18 protein-coding genes and 1 pseudogene are annotated in these 18,670 nt (G+C 61.6%); 17 read left to right on the top strand and 2 right to left on the bottom strand.

What is annotated here, in order from left to right; all coding sequences use genetic code 11:
* Positions 1-8: 8 nt before the first annotated feature.
* Positions 9-142, top strand: a pseudogene (locus tag FHD68_RS11900) (IS5/IS1182 family transposase); the annotation flags it as partial.
* Between the two features lie 157 nt (positions 143-299).
* On the opposite strand, the gene FHD68_RS11895 reads toward FHD68_RS11900, so the two are convergent.
* On the bottom strand, positions 300-1,058 hold the full coding sequence (locus tag FHD68_RS11895; RefSeq protein WP_139085815.1) for an IclR family transcriptional regulator domain-containing protein: 759 nt from the start codon (positions 1,056-1,058) through the stop codon (positions 300-302).
* A gap of 104 nt (positions 1,059-1,162) precedes the next feature.
* On the opposite strand from FHD68_RS11895, the gene FHD68_RS11890 reads away from it, so the two are divergent.
* Genes FHD68_RS11890 through pcaF form a run of 3 tightly spaced genes read left to right on the top strand, consistent with a single transcriptional unit; the run spans position 1,163 to position 3,769 of the window.
* Positions 1,163-1,909 carry a 3-oxoacid CoA-transferase subunit A gene (locus FHD68_RS11890; protein WP_139085811.1) on the top strand — a complete coding sequence of 249 codons (747 nt, stop codon included), beginning with the start codon at positions 1,163-1,165 and terminating at the stop codon, positions 1,907-1,909.
* Positions 1,894-2,565, top strand: a complete 672-nt coding sequence (locus FHD68_RS11885; protein WP_139085809.1) for a 3-oxoacid CoA-transferase subunit B — start codon at positions 1,894-1,896, stop codon at positions 2,563-2,565. Before FHD68_RS11890 ends, FHD68_RS11885 begins: the two co-directional genes overlap by 16 nt.
* 1 nt (position 2,566) lies before the next feature.
* Positions 2,567-3,769, top strand: coding sequence for a 3-oxoadipyl-CoA thiolase (gene pcaF, locus FHD68_RS11880; RefSeq protein ID WP_139085807.1), 1,203 nt, complete (start codon positions 2,567-2,569; stop codon positions 3,767-3,769).
* A 2-nt stretch (positions 3,770-3,771) separates the two neighbouring features.
* On the opposite strand, the gene FHD68_RS11875 is transcribed toward pcaF, so the two are convergent.
* The gene (locus FHD68_RS11875) at positions 3,772-4,713 is read right to left on the bottom strand and encodes a LysR family transcriptional regulator (protein ID WP_139085805.1); all 942 of its coding nucleotides are present in this window, start codon (positions 4,711-4,713) and stop codon (positions 3,772-3,774) included.
* Between the two features lie 143 nt (positions 4,714-4,856).
* On the opposite strand from FHD68_RS11875, the gene FHD68_RS11870 reads away from it, so the two are divergent.
* From FHD68_RS11870 to FHD68_RS19385, 13 genes are all read left to right on the top strand, one after another.
* A complete protein-coding gene (locus tag FHD68_RS11870; protein WP_139085803.1) occupies positions 4,857-6,047 on the top strand; it encodes a muconate/chloromuconate family cycloisomerase in 1,191 nt (396 codons plus the stop codon).
* Positions 6,048-6,049: 2 nt separating this feature from the next.
* Positions 6,050-6,340, top strand: a complete 291-nt coding sequence (gene catC / locus FHD68_RS11865) for a muconolactone Delta-isomerase (RefSeq protein WP_139085813.1) — start codon at positions 6,050-6,052, stop codon at positions 6,338-6,340.
* A 67-nt stretch (positions 6,341-6,407) separates the two neighbouring features.
* A complete protein-coding gene (catA, locus tag FHD68_RS11860; protein WP_139085801.1) occupies positions 6,408-7,346 on the top strand; it encodes a catechol 1,2-dioxygenase in 939 nt (312 codons plus the stop codon).
* 116 nt (positions 7,347-7,462) lie between these two features.
* Complete coding sequence (locus FHD68_RS11855) at positions 7,463-8,821, top strand: SRPBCC family protein (RefSeq protein WP_139085799.1); 1,359 nt, start codon at positions 7,463-7,465, stop codon at positions 8,819-8,821.
* Positions 8,818-9,306 (top strand): benzoate 1,2-dioxygenase small subunit, encoded by a 489-nt coding sequence (benB, locus tag FHD68_RS11850; RefSeq protein ID WP_139085797.1) that lies wholly within the window; start codon positions 8,818-8,820, stop codon positions 9,304-9,306. Before FHD68_RS11855 ends, benB begins: the two co-directional genes overlap by 4 nt.
* Positions 9,307-9,342: 36 nt before the next feature.
* A complete protein-coding gene (gene benC, locus FHD68_RS11845) occupies positions 9,343-10,371 on the top strand; it encodes a benzoate 1,2-dioxygenase electron transfer component BenC (protein ID WP_139085795.1) in 1,029 nt (342 codons plus the stop codon).
* Positions 10,368-11,153 carry a benzoate diol dehydrogenase BenD gene (benD, locus tag FHD68_RS11840; RefSeq protein ID WP_139085793.1) on the top strand — a complete coding sequence of 262 codons (786 nt, stop codon included), beginning with the start codon at positions 10,368-10,370 and terminating at the stop codon, positions 11,151-11,153. The genes benC and benD overlap by 4 nt, the downstream gene beginning before the upstream one ends.
* Positions 11,154-11,184: 31 nt before the next feature.
* Complete coding sequence (locus FHD68_RS11835) at positions 11,185-12,516, top strand: MFS transporter (RefSeq protein ID WP_139085791.1); 1,332 nt, start codon at positions 11,185-11,187, stop codon at positions 12,514-12,516.
* Between the two features lie 59 nt (positions 12,517-12,575).
* On the top strand, positions 12,576-13,370 hold the full coding sequence (gene pcaD, locus FHD68_RS11830; protein WP_139085788.1) for a 3-oxoadipate enol-lactonase: 795 nt from the start codon (positions 12,576-12,578) through the stop codon (positions 13,368-13,370).
* Positions 13,371-13,662: 292 nt separating this feature from the next.
* Positions 13,663-14,028 (top strand): transposase, encoded by a 366-nt coding sequence (locus FHD68_RS11825; protein WP_139085786.1) that lies wholly within the window; start codon positions 13,663-13,665, stop codon positions 14,026-14,028.
* On the top strand, positions 14,025-14,816 hold the full coding sequence (locus FHD68_RS11820) for an IS3 family transposase (protein WP_244297842.1): 792 nt from the start codon (positions 14,025-14,027) through the stop codon (positions 14,814-14,816). The genes FHD68_RS11825 and FHD68_RS11820 overlap by 4 nt, the downstream gene beginning before the upstream one ends.
* Before the next feature lie 403 nt (positions 14,817-15,219).
* Entirely contained in the window at positions 15,220-16,464 is a 1,245-nt protein-coding gene (locus tag FHD68_RS11815) for a Hint domain-containing protein (protein WP_244297841.1), read from the top strand.
* Between the two features lie 1,038 nt (positions 16,465-17,502).
* Positions 17,503-18,670, top strand: a 1,168-nt coding sequence (locus FHD68_RS19385) for a hypothetical protein (protein ID WP_208863767.1), incomplete at its 3' end; no start/stop codon positions are given.

Here is an 18,670-nt window from a genome sequence, read left to right as displayed (position 1 = left end):
GCTGCTAAAAGAGGTGCAGTTGGATCGAGATCATGTTTGGCAGGCTGGAGACTGGCGCCGCATTGCCATCCGCAACGACGGGTGCTCGAAGGTCTTCCTTTCCGCCATCGCTCTTGCCGTAATCGTCATGTTCTGGCTTTGAGTCTGGCGTCTAGCATTCTGGCTTGGCGCCATCGCCTTCCCGATTGCCTTGCAGATCGCACGGCGCATTCTCAACCGTGGGAACGTTCCGACCGGAGCATGAATACGGAGACGGGCGCTATGATTAAAGATGCGCTGCAGCGATTTGGCACCTTGCGCTATCGCAGCACGCGCCGCAGACCGTCCTGAACCTTCAGGAGCGGATCGAGATACAGACCGACTAAATCCACGGCATCGGCCTGAACCGCGGCAACCCCGGTATTGACCGCGGCGATGACCCGGCCATGCACAGAATACAGCGGGACGGCGATGGAACGCAGTCCCGACTCCACCTCTTGATCGATGACGGCGTATCCGTCCGTACGGGCGGTGTCGATCCGGTCCATGATTTCGGTGGGATCGGTCAGGCTGTGTGGGGTACGGGGCGTCAGATCGGAAGACATGACCAGCGCCAAGGCCTGATCGCGGGGCAGGGCGGCCAGCAGGACGCGCCCCATCGACGTGCAATGCACGGGCAGTCGTGATCCGGGCATCAGCCCGATCGACATCACCCGACGCTGCGCGGCGCGGGCGAGATAGACGATCTCGGTGCCGTCCAAGATCGACACAGATGTCGATTGCCCGATCCGATCGGACAGCTGGTCCAGCCAAGGCTGGACCAGCTGCGCCAAGGGCATCGCTGCCAAAGCCCCCATGCCTAGGCGCAACACCCGCGCGGTCAGGGTGAAAAACTTCCCGTCGTAATCAGCATAGCCCAACTCGTGCAGGGTCAACAGACAGCGCCGGGCGGTGGCCCGATCCAAGCCTGTGGCCTCCGCCACCTCGGAAATCGCCATGCGGGGTCGCTCGGCGCCGAAGGCTTCGATCACCAGCAGTCCTTTGCCTAAGGATCCAATAATGTCGGTTCTGTTCGCCATGCGATCAGAAATAATCGCAGTCCGAACAAAACTCAACATGTGACCAAATCTTATGGCGTTGTTTGTTATCGCGCCGTAAGCCCTCCTCATACAGGGGAGAATTCATGGACAAACGCATTTCGACGCTGGCGGCAGCTACGGCCCAAATCGCGGACGGTGCCACGGTGATGATCGGCGGGTTTGGCGGTTCCGGAGCACCGATCGAACTCATCCACGCCCTGATCGACCGCTTTGTGACGACCGGCAACCCCGGAAACCTGACGGTTATCAACAACAACGCCGGCAACGGTCATGTCGGTATCGCGGCAATGATCGAGCAGGGCATGGTGGCTCGGATGATCTGTTCCTTTCCGCGCTCGGCAGACCCGGTGGTGTTCACCGAACGCTATCTGGCAGGGCAGATCGACCTTGAGCTTGTTCCGCAGGGAACGCTGGCCGAACGCATCCGTGCGGGCGGAGCGGGCATCCCGGCCTTCTATACCCCTACCGGGTTCGGCACCGACCTGGGGCGGGGGAAGCCCGTGGCCGAATTCGACGGCCGGTCCTATGTGCAGGAGCGCTGGCTGAAAGCCGATGTGGCGCTGATCAAGGCAGAGATCGGGGATCACCTGGGCAATCTGACCTACCGGATGGCTGCGCGCAACTTTGCGCCGCTGATGGCGATGGCCGCGATGCGGACGATCGTGCAGGTCAGCCATGTGGTCGCGCCGGGAGACATCGACCCGGAGGCGGTGATCACGCCGGGGATCTTTGTCGATGGGATCATCCACGTGCCGGACCCGGCGCAGGAAGAGGAGCTGAACCGCGCAGAGGCGCGATACCCGGAGGGGACGGCATGGCCGACAAGCTGACAAATGCGCAGATCGCGTGGCGGGCCGCGCAGGACATCCACGACGGAGCCTATGTCAATCTGGGCATCGGATTTCCGGAAATGGTCGCTCGCTTCCAGCCCATCGGGCGTCAGGCGATATTTCATACCGAAAACGGCATCCTCGGCTTCGGCGAGGCCCCCCCGGCGGGCGCGGAGGACTGGGATCTGATCAATGCCGGAAAGAAGGCGGTGACGATCCGGCCCGGCACCGCGTTCTTTCACCACGCCGACAGCTTTGCGATGGTGCGCGGGGGGCATCTGGATGTCGCGATCCTGGGGGCCTATCAGGTCGCACAGAACGGCGATCTGGCGAACTGGTCCACCGGCCCCAAGGGCGTACCCGCCGTGGGTGGTGCGATGGATCTGGTCCATGGGGCAAAGCGCGTGGCGGTCATCACTGACCATGTCACCCGTGACGGCAAACCCAAGCTGGTTGAAGCCTGCAGCTTGCCCTTGACCGGAGTGGCCTGCGTGACGCGGGTCTATACCTCGCTGGCGGTCATCGACATTGAGGGCGGTCGGTTCATGCTGCGTGAAAAGCTGGCCGCTCTGTCATTTGATTATCTGCAATCGCTGACCGGCGCCCCGCTGCATGCGGATGGTGCCGTGACCGACCTGATCGTTCCGGAGGTATGAGATGACCGTAGCTTTTATCTGCGACTATGTCCGCACGCCCATCGGCCGGTTCGGCGGCGCGCTGTCCTCCGTCCGGGCCGACGATCTGGGGGCCGTTCCGCTGCAGGCCCTGATGGCGCGCAATGCCGGTGTCGACTGGCAGGCGGTCGATGACGTCATCTTCGGCTGCGCCAACCAGGCGGGCGAGGATAACCGAAACGTGGCGCGCATGTCGCTGTTGCTGGCGGGCCTGCCTGTCGAGGTTGGCGGGACGACCATCAACCGTCTATGCGGGTCGGGAATGGACGCGGTCATCGCAACCGCCCGCGCCATCCGCGCGGGAGAGGCGGACCTGATGATCGCCGGCGGTGTCGAGAGCATGTCCCGCGCGCCTTTCGTGATGCCAAAGGCCGAAACGGCATTCTCGCGCAGCGCGGCCGTCTACGATACGACCATCGGCTGGCGGTTCGTCAATCCGCTGATGGAGGCGCAATACGGCGTCGATTCGATGCCCGAGACGGCTGAGAACGTCGCCGAGGATTTCAGGGTCAGCCGCGCCGACCAGGACGCATTCGCACTGCGCTCTCAGCAAAAAGCCGCCGTGGCTCAGGGAAATGGTCGGTTTGACGCAGAGATCACCCCGGTGCTGATCCCTCAGCGCAAGGGCGACCCTAACCGGGTCGATCGCGACGAACACCCGCGCCAGACGACGCTGGAGGCCCTTGCAGGTTTGAAGGCGCCCTTCCGCAAGGGAGGGACGGTGACAGCGGGCAATGCTTCTGGCGTCAATGACGGTGCGGCAGCGCTGATCATCGCGTCCGAGGCAGGCGCGCGCCGACACGGACTGACGCCCATCGCCCGTATCCTGGGCGGGGCCGTCGCAGGCGTAGCGCCGCGGATCATGGGATTTGGCCCGGCGCCCGCCGCGCGCAAGCTGATGGCCAGGTTGAGGCTGGGCCAGACCGACTTCGACGTGATCGAGCTGAACGAGGCCTTCGCCAGCCAGGGTCTTGCGACACTTCGCGATCTGGGCATTGCCGACGATGACCCGCGCGTGAACCCCAATGGCGGCGCCATCGCGCTTGGCCATCCCCTGGGCATGTCGGGCGCGCGCATCACCGGCACGGCGGCGCTGGAGATGGCTTACACCGGCGGCCGGCGATCCCTGTCGATGATGTGCATCGGCGTGGGCCAAGGTATCGCGATCGCCTTGGAACGGGTCTGACGTCAGGGGTCCGGGTCCGGGTCCGGGGCGGCCAAGTTGTTGGCCGCTAGCCATGCGGGTTTTTCGGCATACATCTCGCGGATCAGGCGCCGGATCAGGTCCAGATAGCGGGATGTATCGCCAGCCCGATGGTTCATGATTACCGGAGACGTCGCACGAGGGCTGTCGATGACACGATAGCGGACATCAGACCGCATCTGCCTCGCGGATGACGGGATGATGCAGACCCCAGAATCCGCAGCGACCAGCCCAAGCGCCGTCTGGATCTCACGGACTTCCAGGACATCGCGGGGACGGATCTCTTCCTCCTGTAGCAAACTGAGAACCTGGTCGGCATAGCTGGGACGCGGCTCCTTCGGATAGACGATCAACCGCTGGTCCGCGATGACGGACAGCCGGATCGGGCCCTCGTCCTGGGCCAGCACCGAGTCCTGTGGCAGCGCGACAACCAGACGCTCCTCGCGCAGGATCGTGGCGACGACGTTGGGATCGTTATGGCGCATGCGGCCAAACCCAATATCGATGCGGCCTTCTTTCAATGCAGCAACCTGCTGGATCGACAGCATCTCCAGCAACTGGATATCCAGTTCCGGTGCATTCTGGCGCAGCTTGCGCACCAGGACCGGCAGCCCGCCATACAGCGTCGAGGCCACGAAGCCGATGGAGAGCACCCGATTGCGGTTCATACCCACCCGCCGTGTGGCGTCTTTCATCTGGTCCACGCGCCCAAGGACCTGCAAGGCCTGTTCATAGAGAAGCCGTCCGGCGTCGGTCAGCTTCACGGGCCGGCTTGTGCGGGTGATCAGGACGACGCCCAGCTCCTCCTCCAGTAACTGGATCTGCCGGCTCAGCGGTGGCTGGGCGATGTTCAGCTGTTCCGCAGCACGGGTGAAATTGCGCTCTCTCGCGACAGCGACAAAATAGCGGAGCTGACGCAGGTCCATCGGATCCTTTCCTTCACGCAAAGTATTCTGCATCGCAGCATGAAGGTGTTCCTGGATGCCTGACGGATCATAATACCCAAAGGGTATGGCTTCAAACCGAAACGGTGTTGGACGGGGCGCAGTGCGGGAGGCATTTTAGCCTCATGAACCAGTCATTCGCCCCCCTCGCTTCCACCACCACCGCCGTTCCTGTCGTCACGCAGGTCGAGACGGTGATCCTCGATTTGCCGACCATCCGGCCACACAAGCTGTCGGTTGCGACCATGAACGGTCAGGTTCTGATGCTGGTCCGCGTCCACTGCAGCGACGGTATCGTTGGCGTCGGCGAGGGGACAACCATCGGCGGTCTGGCCTATGGCGGCGAAAGCCCCGAAAGCATGAAGACCAATATCGACACGTGGTTCGCGCCGCTGATGATCGGTCAGGATGCCACCCGCGTGCAGTCGCTGATGGCGCGGATCGGCAGGATGGTCCGCGAAAATCGCTTTTCCAAGTCCGCGGTCGAGACCGCACTGCTGGACGCCCACGGCCGGCGTCTTGGCCTGCCGGTCAGTGAACTGCTGGGCGGGCGGCGGCGGGATCGTCTGCCTGTGGCCTGGACGCTGGCATCGGGCGACACGGCGCGCGACATCGCAGAGGCCGAGCGCATGCTGGACCTGCGCCGCCACCGTGTCTTCAAGCTGAAGATTGGTGCGCGGGCGCTGCGCGAGGATATTTCCCATGTCGCGGCCATCGGGCAGGCGCTTGGCGACAGGGCGTCCATCCGCGTCGACGTGAACATGGCCTGGTCCGAAGGGAAGGCCGCCTTTGGCATGGCGGCGCTGGCCGATGCAGGCTGCGTGCTGGTCGAACAACCGGTGGCATCAAGTGCGGCGATGGGTCGGCTGGTGCGCCGCTTTCCGATCGCGCTGATGGCCGATGAATCACTGACCGGACCCGAAAGTGCGTTCGAGATCGCACGCGTGCAGGGTGCGGACGTCTATGCGGTCAAGCTGGAGCAAAGCGGCGGCGCGTTCAACGCCTTGCGCGTGGCGGCTATCGCCGATGCCGCGGGGATCGGTCTTTACGGCGGCACGATGCTGGAGGGGGCGGTGGGCACGGTGATTTCGGCCCATACGTTCTCGACCTTCGCCAATCTGCAATGGGGGACCGAACTGTTCGGACCGCTGCTGCTCACCGAAGACATCCTGACCGAGCCGCTGGACTACAGCGACTTCGAGCTGACGGTTCCGGCCGGGCCGGGTCTCGGACTGTCTTTGGACGAGGAGCGCGTGGCGTTCTTCGCGCGCGACGGACTGCGCAAGACGATCAGCCTGCCCAAAGGAGTTGTGTGACGATGCTGTACCAGGTGATGATGACGGTCGATCTTCCCCGGGACCTTGCGCCCGAAGAGGCCACCCGGATCCTTGCGCAGGAAAAGGCCTATTCCCAGGATCTGCAGCGCAGCGGCAAATGGCGCCATATCTGGCGGATCGCCGGACAATACGCCAACTGCAGCATCTTCGACGTGCGCGACCATGACGAGCTGCACCAGATCCTGTCCGGCCTGCCGCTGTTCCCGTTCATGGAGATTAGCGTCACGCCACTGCTGCGCCATCCGTCGGCCATCAGAGAGGACGACCGCTAGTCATGCCCAACGGCGGGGAGGGAGCCCCGCCGACCCAGTTTCCAAAAGAATCCAGGAGGAGAACCCAATGACCGTGACCATCTTCAACCGACCGGACGTCCAAGAATTCCTGAACGAGCTGAGTGGCCTGAACAACAAGGATGGCGATCCGCGCATGAAGCAGATTGTGCACCGCCTGATGTCTGACCTGTTCAAGGCAATCGACGATCTGAATATCACCCCGGACGAATACTGGCAGGGCGTGGCCTGGCTGAATGATCTGGGCGCCGCTGGCCAAGTGGGGCTGGTCTCACCGGGCCTTGGCATCGATCACTTCATGGATGAGAGGCTGGACGCCATTGACGCGGCCATGGGCATCGAAAACCCGACCCCGCGCACGATCGAAGGTCCGCTTTATGTGGCCGGCGCCCCGGAGTCCGTGGGCTTCGCACGACTGGACGACGGAACCGACACCAACGGTCAAACGCTGATCATGCAGGGCAAGGTTCATGGCGCAGACGGCCAGCCGCTGCCTGGCGCCAAGGTCGAGGTCTGGCATTGCGACACGCGCGGTTTCTATTCGCATTTCGACCCGACGGGCCAGCAGGCGCCATTCAACATGCGCCGGACCATCGTCACCGACGCCCAGGGCCGCTACAAATTCCAAAGCATCCTGCCCAGTGGTTACGGCGTGCCCCCCGGCAGCCCGACCGAGGCGCTGCTGACCGCACTTGGACGGCACGGCCAGCGCCCCGCGCACATCCACTTTTTCGTCAGCGGTGAAGGTCATCGCAAGCTGACAACCCAGATCAACATCGAGGGTGATCCGCTGATCGACGACGACTTTGCCTATGCCACCCGCGACGGTCTGGTGCCGCATGTCATCGAACGGACCGATGCGGACAGCATCGCCGCAAACAACCTGACCGGCCCCTTTGCCGAGATCGCCTTTGACATCCACCTGACGGCCCTCGTCGATGGCGTCGACAACCAGCTGAACGAACAGCGCCGCCGCGCCGCCGCCTGACGGAGCCCTGCAGGCAGCCACCCGACGCGACTGCCTCGATCCGCATCCATTTTTCACCAATGACATCTGAGCAGGGCATGCCCGCGTCCGGCGCATCCCCTGGGGAAGGACCAATCATGTCTGCGATCATCGACAAGGCCCGTGATCTGGATACCCTGCTGGCGACAGCCGTGCAGGATGACGCACAGGCCGGGCTGTTCCGCTGTCGCCGCGACATCTTCACGAACGAGGATCTGTTCGCGTTGGAGCTGAAGCACATCTTCGAGGGAAACTGGGTTTATTTGGCTCATGAAAGCCAGATCCCCAACGTCAACGACTACTACACCACCTGGATCGGCCGCCAGCCTATCGTCATCACCCGCGACAAGACCGGAACGCTGAACGCGGTCATCAATGCCTGCGCCCACAAGGGTGCAATGCTGTGTCGCCGCAAGCAGGGCAACAAGGGCAGCTTCACCTGTCCGTTCCACGGCTGGACGTTTGCCAACACCGGTAAGCTGCTGAAGGTCAAGGATGCCAAGACCACCCAGTATCCCGATCAGTTCAACACCGATGGCTCTCACGACCTGACCCGCGTAGCCCGGTTTGAAAGCTATCGCGGCTTCCTGTTCGGCAGCCTGAACCCCGATGTTGCATCGCTGACCGACTACCTGGGCGAAACCACTGTGATTATCGACCAAATCGTCGATCAGGCCCCCGAGGGGTTGGAAGTGCTGCGCGGGAACTCCAGCTACATCTATGATGGCAACTGGAAGTTGCAGATGGAAAACGGCTGCGACGGCTATCACGTCAGCTCGGTCCACTGGAACTATGCCACGACAATGGATCGCCGCAGCGAAACCGGCACAAAGGCGGTCGATGCCAACAGCTGGAGCAAGTCCAAGGCTGGCGTCTACGGGTTCGACAACGGCCATATTCTGCTGTGGACCAATACCGCCAATCCCGAGGTGCGCCCGGTCTTCAACCGCCGTGACGAGATCGCCGCCCGCTTGGGCGAGGACAAGGCCGGCTTCATCGTCAACCAGACGCGCAACCTGTGCCTTTATCCGAACGTCTTCCTGATGGACCAGTTCAGCACCCAGATCCGCGTGGTGCGCCCGCTGTCGGTGGACCGGACCGAGGTTACCATCTTCTGCTTCGCCCCCAAGGGAGAGGGCGCCGAAGACCGCGGCACCCGCATTCGCCAGTACGAGGACTTCTTCAACGTTTCCGGCATGGGCACGTCGGACGACTTGGAGGAGTTTCGCGCCTGCCAGACCGCTTATGCCGGCAGCGCGCCGCTGTGGAACGACATGTCGCGTGGTGCGCCGCTGTGGATCCACGGCGCGGACGACAATGCCCGTCGCATGGGTCTCAACCCGCTGATCTCTGGAGAGCGCAGCGAGGACGAAGGGCTGTTCGTCTGCCAGCACGAATACTGGGCCCGCGTCATGCGCGATGCCCTGGCCAGCGAGAAGACGGGAGAGATGGTATGAGCATTGATCATCACGCGATCTGCGCGTTCCTTTATCGCGAAGCGCGCCTGCTGGATGACCGGCAATGGGACGAGTGGCTGACCTGCTATGCGCTCGATGCCTCCTACTGGATGCCGGCCTGGGACGACAACGACCAGACGACCGAGGATCCCCAGTCCGAGATCTCTCTGATCTATTATCCGAACCGCGAGGGGCTGGAAGACCGGGTGTTCCGCATCAAGACGGAACGCTCCGGCGCATCCACACCAGAGCCGCGCACCAGTCACGCGGTCCAGAACGTCGAGGTGGTGGCCGATCGAGGCGACGAGGTCGATGTCCGCTACAACTTCCACACGCTGAACCACCGCTACAAGGCCACGGATCAGTTCTTCGGGACCATGTTCGTCACCCTGCGGCGGGATCAGGACGGGCTGAGCATCGCAGCCAAAAAGATCGTCCTCAAGAACGACTACATCCGCCAGGTCATCGACGTCTATCACGTCTGACCGCCGATCCCGCACAACCGCAAGGAGGAGGCGAACATGTGCTACACCATAGCCCTGAACTTCGAGGACGGGGTCACCCGCTTCGTCGACTGCAAGCCCGGAGAGAAGGTTCTGGATGCGGCTTTCCGCAACAAGATCAATCTGCCGATGGACTGTTCCGACGGCGTCTGCGGCACCTGCAAGTGCCGCGCCGAAAGCGGCGCCTATGATATGGGCGACGACTTCATCGAGGACGCCCTGACCGAGGACGAGGCAGGACAGGGACTGGTTCTGACCTGCCAGATGGTGCCATCGTCCGACTGCGTGCTCTCGGTGCCGACCACGTCGCAGGCCTGCAAGACAGGTCAGCAGGCGTTCGCGGCAACAGTGTCCCGGATCGAGCCGCATCACGATGCCGCCGTCGTCCTGGAGCTGACCATGGACGATGCGGCTACGGCCCCTGCATTCCTGCCGGGTCAATATGTCAATATCGAGGTGCCTGGCAACGGCACTCACCGGTCCTACTCGTTCAGCACCGCGCCGGGCGAGCGCACCTTGGGATTTTTGATCAAGAAGATCCCCGGTGGGGTGATGAGCACCTGGCTGTCGCGCGCCAAGCCGGGCGACCCGTTGCAGCTGACCGGCCCTATGGGTAGCTTCTATCTGAGAGGCGGCGACGGTCCGCTGTTGTGTCTGGCAGGCGGCACCGGGCTGGCGCCGTTCCTGTCGATGCTAGAGATGCTGGCGCGGGCCGGATCGCGGCGGCAGATCCACCTGATCTATGGCGTGACGCGCGATCTGGATCTGGTTCTGGTGGACCGCATCATGGCGCTGGCCAAGCGGTTGCCGAACCTGACCGTCGCGACTGTGATTGCCGATCCCACCTCGGATCATCCGCGCACTGGCTGGGTGACCCAACACATGCCGGAGGAGATGCTGGCGGCGGGTGATGTCGACATCTATCTGTGTGGTCCCCCGCCGATGGTCGATGCCGTCAGGCAGTATCTCAACGACCACAAGGTCGAACCGGCCAGCTTTCACTATGAGAAGTTTACGCCGAACGCACCGCTGAAGGCCAGCGCATGACTGCCGCGGTGTTTGCCGGACGCTTTGCGGGCAAGGTGATCGTGGTTACCGGCGCAGCCCAGGGCATCGGCCGTGCGGTGGCGCTGCGCGCTGCAGCCGAGGGTGCCAGCGTGCTGTTCGTGGACCGGGCCGATTTCCTGGCAGAGGTCGTGGCCGAGGCCCAGGGAGAAGCCGCAGGATTTATTGCCGACCTGGAGACTTGGGCAGGGGCGAACGCCGCCATGCGCCATGCCGCCGATACCTTTGGCGGCATCGACATTCTGATCAACGTGGTGGGCGGTGCCATCCGCATGCGCCCGCTGGCCGAATTCGAACCCGACCAGATCGACGCCGAGATCCGCCGGTCGCTGATGCCGACTTTGTATGGCTGCCATGCGGTCCTACCGCATCTGGCCGCGCGGGGCGGCGGCACCATCGTCAACGTGTCGTCGAACGCGACACGCGGCATCCACCGTGTGCCTTACTCGGCGGCCAAGGGGGGCGTGAACGCGATCACGCGATCCCTCGCAATGGAGGTGGCAGGCCAGAACATCCGCGTCGTGGCCACCGCACCCGGCGGAACCGAGGCACCACCGCGCCGCATCCCTCGCAATGCCGCGGGCGACAGTCCGGATGAGCGGCAGTGGATGGCGCAGGTGGTGGAACAAGTGACCGGTTCCAGTGTCCTGAAGCGCTATGGGACCATCGACGAACAGGCCGCGCCGATCCTGTTCCTGGCGTCCGACGAGGCATCCTACATCACCGGGTCCGTCCTGTCCGTCGCGGGAGGCGACGAGGGCTGACACCAAAACAACAACAGGGAGGAGAATGACGATGCGTACGATAGACGTGAACGAGGCCATCGACCAAAGTCCGTTCGGGCAGTTTCAGTGGCTGGTGGTTGCGCTGTGCGGCACCCTGCTGGTGGTCGACGGCTATGATGTGTTCGTGGCGGGGACGGTCCTGCCGACGCTGATCCAGGAATGGGGCCTGACCAAGCCGCAGGCGGGTGCGCTTCAGGCATGGGCGCTGTTCGGCATGATGTTCGGCGCGTTGATCCTGGGCCCCCTGGCCGACCGGATCGGTCGCAAGAAGGGCGTGGCCATCAGCTTTGCGCTGTTCACCTCGGCCACGGTTCTGACGGGGTTCGCCGACACGCCCGGACAGTTCAAGGTCTTCCGCTTCATCGCGGGTCTGGGATGTGGCGGGCTGATGCCCAATGCGGTCGCGCTGATGAACGAGTATGCGCCCAAGCGCCTGCGTGGCACGATGGTCGCGCTGATGTTCTCGGGCTATTCGGTGGGCGGCATGGTCGCGGCGGGGCTGGGTATCGGCCTGATCCCCAGCTTTGGCTGGCAGCCTATGTTCTTCATCGCCGCGGTGCCGCTGCTCCTGCTGCCGCTGATCCTGTGGAGGCTGCCGGAATCGCTTGGCTTCCTGATCAAGCAGGGCAAACAGGAAGAGGCGAAGCGCATCTTTGCCAAGATCAATCCCGCGACGCCTTTGGCCGCCGACGACCGACTGATCTTTACCGAAGTCAAGGGCGCCTCGGCATCGGTCGCTGAACTGTTCCGGCATGGTCGGCTGCTGCGGACGCTGATGCTGTGGCTGTCGTTCTTCTGCTGCCTGCTGTTGGTGTACCTGCTGTCTTCCTGGTTGCCCAAGGTTCTGCAAGAAGCGGGCTATGCCGAACGCGCGAGCCTTCTCAGCCTGTTCTCGCTGAACTTCGGCGGCATGGCCGGCGCGATCATGGGCGGCAGGTTGGGTGACCGGTTCGGCCTTCCGCGCGTCGTCGTGGGCTTCTTTGCGGCGGCCGCACTGTCCATCGCGCTGATCGGCGTCAATCCGGCACCGGAGCTGCTGTTCGCACTGATCTTTGTCGCAGGTGCCACCACCATTGGGACGCAGATCCTGCTCTATGCAAGTGTCGCGCAGCTCTACAATCTCTCGGTGCGCTCGACGGGTCTGGGCTGGGCGTCCGGTGTGGGCCGCATCGGCGCCATCGTCGGGCCGACGATGGGCGGGGTGCTGCTGGCAAAGGAACTGCCCCTGGGTCAGAACTTCCTGATCTTCGCGCTGCCTGCCGCGATCGCGACCCTTGCGATGATGATCTTTGCCCTCAGCAATGCCCGCAGCACCGAACGGGTGCAACTGGCGACTGTCTGAAGATCATCTTATGGCGCGCGGCCGTCGGGCTGCGCGTCTTTTCTTTTGGAGACTACGCCATGCCATATCTGAACCTTCCTACGCACCGCCTGCACTACCGTATCGATGGGGCAGGAGTGGACAAGCCTTGGCTAACCTTCTGCAATTCCCTCGGAACTGACCTGCACATGTGGGACGCGCAGATCGCGGGTCTGAAATCGGATTTCCAAATCCTGCGTTACGACCGACGGGGCCATGGAAGGTCCGAGGCCCTACCAGCCCCCTATGAGATGGCCGACCTGGGGTCAGACGTCATCATGCTGCTGGATGCCATGGGCATCGATCGTACCCATTTCTGCGGCCTGTCGATCGGTGGGCTGACGGGGCAGTGGCTGGCGATCCATGCAGGATCGCGTCTGGACCGCATCGTTTTGTGCGCGACTGCTGCCCGCATCGGCACCATGGATAGCTGGACCTCCCGGATCGCAGACGTTACCGAGAACGGTTTACGCCCCCTGGTTCCATCGACAGCTGATCGGTGGTTCTCGCCGGCGTTTCGGCAGGTTCATCCTGATGCCGCCGCGGCAGTTCTTGGCCAATTTGAACAGACATCTGTCAACGGATACATGGGATGCTGCGCAGCGCTGGCCCACGCAGATTTCCGCAGCCAGCTTAATGATATCAGAAACCCCGTGCTGGCAATATCAGGGGACGATGACCCGGTCTGTCCTCCTGCCAACCTTGAGGCTCTCGTCGCCGGTGTTCCCAATGGCACGCATGTCTCCCTGCCTGGGCGGCATATCGTTAATATGGAATCGTCCTTGCGGTTCAATGATACCCTCAGAGGCTTTCTGGCAGCTGCAGCCTTGCCATGAGCGTCGGGTGGACAGCTCGCATACGGAAGAAGTAACTGCGCACACCATGCGTAACACGTAGTGGGACAAGCTTTTGAGGCCCATTTCACGCTGAACTCGAAAAGAGGCCTACTGCGCGAACATAAATAATGGCGCATATGTATGATCTTAAGGTGTTTTTGGGCCTTCACCCGCCCCGGCTGTTGATTTCCACATTAGAACTGAGCCGCGTGTATGGAGTGAACCCCATGGGCTGGACCACATCGCACCATTCGAACTAAGACGCTGGACGGGCCTTGATTGGAGAAGGCCCATGACATCACGAGGTCCCTACCGCCGGCATTCCACGCCGTTCAAGCTGCAGCTTTGCCAAGACATCCGCACCGGTGCTCTTGGGCGGCGCGATGCGCAGCGCAGCCACAATCTTTCCGCTAACCTCATCCAGCGATGGCTCACGCAATATGACCGGGGCGAGTTGAACAACGAGGAAGCCGAGGCCAGTGTCATTGCAGAGTATGAAGCTCGCATTGCCGCGCTCGAGCGTAAGGTCGGTCAGCTCACGATGGAGCTGGATCTTGCAAAAAAAACACCACGGATGTCGACCGCGGGCGGCAGCGAAAGATCCTTCGTGATCAGCGGCCCCTTGGCTGCTCCGTCAGACGGGGGTGCAAAGCCATGAACCTGCCGCGCAGCACCTACTACTACCGCTCCGCCAGGACCCTCACGCTGACGGACGGCGAACTCACCGCCATCATCGAAGATGTCCAGGATGAGCTACCCTGCTATGGCTATAGACGCGTGACCCACGAGCTTCGGCGCCGTGGTTTTGCAATCAATCACAAGAGGGTAGCACGGGTCATGCGGGTAGCGGGACTGGGCATCAAGCCCCGCAAGCGCTCTGTGCGTACGACTGACAGCCGGCATGACCCTCCAATCTTTCCCAACCTGTATCGCAACCTCATTCCCGATCGCCCTGACAGGGTCTGGGTCGCGGATTTCACCTACATCCGTGTCGTCACAGGCTTCTGCTACCTGGCCGCCATCCTGGATGCCTGTAGCCGCAAAGTCATAGGCTATGCATTGTCACAGCATCTGGATACGGAACTGGCACTCGCAGCTCTGCGCGCGGCCGTCATGACCAGAAAGCCTTCCGAGGGCTGCATTCATCATACGGATCGCGGCTGTCAGTACGCATCCCAAAGCTATCGGGACGCCCTTGCTGCATCAGACTTGCGCAGTTCGATGAGCAGCGTCGGCAATCCTTATCATAACGCGCAGGCTGAAAGCTTTATGAAGACCCTGAAGGTCGAGGAGGCCTATCGAGCCGGTTACGAGACTTTTGCCAATGTGGCAGTCCGCTTGCCGATCTTCATTGAGCAGATCTACAACACGAGAAGGCTTCACTCAGCCCTCGGCTATAGAACCCCCGAGGAATTCGAAACCCTGTTTGCCCAGAAAGCGGCTTAGTTCGAATGGTGCCATGTGGTCCAGCTCATGGGGTTCACTCCAAACCCGGCTCAGTTCTGGGTGGAAATTAACAGTTCGACGAAGCAGGCCAGGGTTCTCGTGGTGTCGTGCATAGAACCCGCACACCCATAGCGTGTTAATCAAAAATTAACCAACAATCTGAGGTTGATTCTTGATCGAATCATGAACCGTTCAGTATGGTTAATGTGCGGCACATCTTATTTCAGGTGTGACCGCACCTCGTGACCTCTGCCCCTCGATCTTGCGCCCTTGGGCGCGTCTGCCGGGACTTAGACACAATCAGTCCCATTCGAAAAAGGAACGACCTCAGCAGGCATTTGCCAGCCTGCTTCCGCATGCCTGCTGAAGTCTCACATATTTCAACAGAATGTCAGGATATATGATGCCCTTCGTTACAACATTGCCCGACAATTTCGTCACTGTGAACGCTGGTACCCCCGTTCTCAACACCAATGCCCAGTCCGTCCTGAACACTGCGATCGGAGACGTCGAGCAGACGACCTTCATCCGCGGGGATGACTCCAACGAGATCGCGACCTCCGGAGAGACGCTGACATTCGGTGTCGGCGATGACGTCCTGACCGGCGAGTATGTCGGGCCGGTCACGTTCTCGAACCTGAACCCCTCTCTGGCGCTTCCGGGACTGGCTGCAATCAACCTGCAGCTCAATCCGATCGAAGGGCATGTCGTCAGGGTCGGGGGCACAAACTACTTCATCAGCGATGACGATCCGACACCGGACAATCTCCTCGTGACGATGTCGATCACCGTAGCCGGCCAGACGGTGTCGGCGACCGTGCCGGCATCCGACGGGATCGAGGCTTTGTCGGACGCCTTGCGCGCAAGAGCGACTGAACTTCCGGGCATTGAAAATACCGCTACCAGACTTGCCCTGAACACCGCGGCGACGACTGTCGATACGCTGGCGCCGACGACCGCGCCCCTGGTGAACACCATCACCGTGAATGTTGCAGAGGGTGACGGCATTCTCGATGTGGCACCGGTTTGCTTCGTCCGCGGGACGCTTATCGAAACGGTGAATGGACTGCAGCCGATCGAAACCCTCAAGGTCGGCGACATGGTGATGACCAGGGATCATGGTCTCCAGCCGATCCGCTGGATCGGGTGCAGGGCGCTTTCGCCGATGAGACTGGTCCTGAATGCCAAACTGCGCCCGATCCGCATCCGGGCCGGCGCACTCGGGCGTCAGATGCCGGCCAACGATCTGCTTGTATCGCCTCAACACCGTATCCTCGTACGGTCGGCAATCGCCCAAAAAATGTTCGGCACCGAAGAGATCCTGGCAGCGGCAAAGCAGCTCGTGATGATCGACGGCATCGACATCTGCAACGAAATCGTCGGGCTGGTCGAGTATTTCCACATGCTCTTGGACCAGCACGAGATCGTCTACGCAAATGGTGCAGAGGCTGAATCTCTCCTTCCCGGGCCGGAGGCCCTGAAATCTGTCGGTCCGGATGCGTTGGACGAGATCTATGAGCTGTTTCCAGAACTGTCGGATGCGGGCTTCGTGCCCAGTCAGGCACGGACACTGGCTACCGGCAGAATGGCTCGCCGTCTGGCTGTTCGTCATGCTCAGAACGGCAAGGCTCTTGTCGCTCATTCCTGAGCGTCTACCTGCTTCTTGAACGCCAGCCAGCTGCTCGGGAGGTGACAACCTCGCATTACCTTTGGTCAGGCATGTGGAGCAGCTCTGTGCGGAGGCCCCCGGACCCCTTCCGGGGGCCGCCTTTGTGCCGGTAACCATATGCCGATATAGATAGGCATATGGTCCTGAAGATGTTGATACAGTTGTCCCTGGCCGGGCGGTGGTTCTGGGAGGGGTGGCCGCCTGGCCGACCGAACCTCGCAATACATGAGGAACAGGACCAACCTGTCATGCAGCAAGTGTATGGATGGATCTTCCCGAATGGGCAGGCTTGGCACAGAGCGCCCCCATCGGAGAGACGCCCGTTCGTCCTTTTGATGGCGAAGATGCTGGGAGCTGCCAAGCGAGCCTGAAAATGCGATGTTTTCCGAGCCAATGGCATCAGTTCTGGACGCCACACAAAACAGACGTCCATCTGACTATCCGACGTCGCCTGCCCGTTGCTGAGCGGAATTTTGCCCATAAATCAACTCTAGGTTAATTTTCGCAACCCTAGCGCGTTTTATTTGTTGGTCGCCGTCAAATACAAATAGGCGGAGACAACCGTGCGGGACAATGTGATCGTGGCTCTTACGACCAAAGATGAACTTGATATGATCGTGTCGGCTTTATCAGCGTACAAACACAACACAAAGTATCGAGCGCTATACGAGAAACTCATCCGCCAGTTGGACCAGCTATATAAGCTTGCTGGGTAATTGGGACCGTCTCCAAGATCTAACGGGCATCAGGTGCGGCACAGGCTTGTGAAAGTCATCTCAACTGCAGTTCGGCCAGTGCCTCACAGCTAGGTTTGGATCAGTACGGCTCTATGGCATGGACAGCCGATACGCAATCAGTTGATAAAGTATGAGGCTGCAGGATTTCACCCTTGGGTAGAGTCACTTAAAATTGACGTGACACATGGAGGGGACGGGCTATGGACTGAAGCCCTGTACCTCATGCAGATGGCTGGGTCTCACCGGGTATCGCGCATCGAAAGCGGAGACCGACGCCGTGATGCACCGACACAAGCATATGAAGGTCCCCTTAGGAGCACTGACCGTTTTTGTATGCCTGATGGCGACGCAAGTGGTTGCGCAGGGAAGCGGCAACGGTTCGACAACGGCACAGGAAATCTGGCGGCACCTGCCGCCGCTCCCAGGACTGAAGTCTGAGACTGCGTCGGCATCCGCACTGTCGGGATCTGCCGACACGCAGGCCGGCATCGCGTCCATGCAGCCCGAAGCGACGTCCGCTTCCGGGCCTGAGACGAATGCGCTGGAAAGGATTTCCGGCGAGCCAACGGTCTACACGACGCCGGGAATGCGAAATACCCGCCCCCCTAATCAGGGAGATGAGGCTATTCCTCAGGAGGCAATGGCGCAGTATGACCCCTCTCAGCTTCGTCTGGCTGTCTACGTGCCCGAGCGAAGTGCCACAGATCAGCGTGAGCAGACGATCAAATGGCTTTCCGCCGAAGGTTGGACACCCGAAGAAGCCGTGACGCCCGTCACGGTAGGCAAAACGCATGTCCGGTATTTTCATCCTCAGGATCGCGCAGCAGCCCAGGACCTTGCGGCAGCTTTGAATGCGGATGCCCGGGACTTCGTGAGCTTTACGCCCTCACCCGAGGACGGCTATCTGGAGCTGTGGTTGAGTGGACCCGGTGCGCCTCCGGTCACCAACCCCGTGATTGCCCGCGGACAGATGACTGAGCCCTATCAGGCGCTGACTGCATCGAGTGGCGATGGCAGCCCGGCACCGGTAGCCGACGATCGTGGCGATGATCGGGATTCTGACGGACGGGGCGACAATCCTTGGCTGCGGCCATTCAGTCTTCATGGTATCCTCGGCCGCAATAAGAGCCCCGATGATACGGTCGCAGCCAGGAATAGCAATTTCAGCGCAAGCAGTGGCGATGCTGGATCTGGCAGAACCGGTTCTGCTGGAGTCGGCTCCAGCAGCAATGGAAGCAGCCCCGGTGGCAGTAGCTCTAGCGGCAATAGCGACGGAAGCGGCGACCAGAACAGCGGCGGCAATGGAAACAGTGGCGGCAGCGGAAACGGCGGTGGCAACGGAAACGGTGGCGGCAACGGGAACGGCGGCGGCAATGGAAACGGTGGCGGCAACGGGAACGGCGGCGGCAATGGGAACGGTGGCGGCAATGGGAACGGTGGCGGCAACG

Source organism: Paracoccus marcusii, from assembly GCF_006151785.1.
Lineage (GTDB): Bacteria > Pseudomonadota > Alphaproteobacteria > Rhodobacterales > Rhodobacteraceae > Paracoccus > Paracoccus marcusii.
This window is presented reverse-complemented; position numbering and strand designations above follow the sequence as displayed.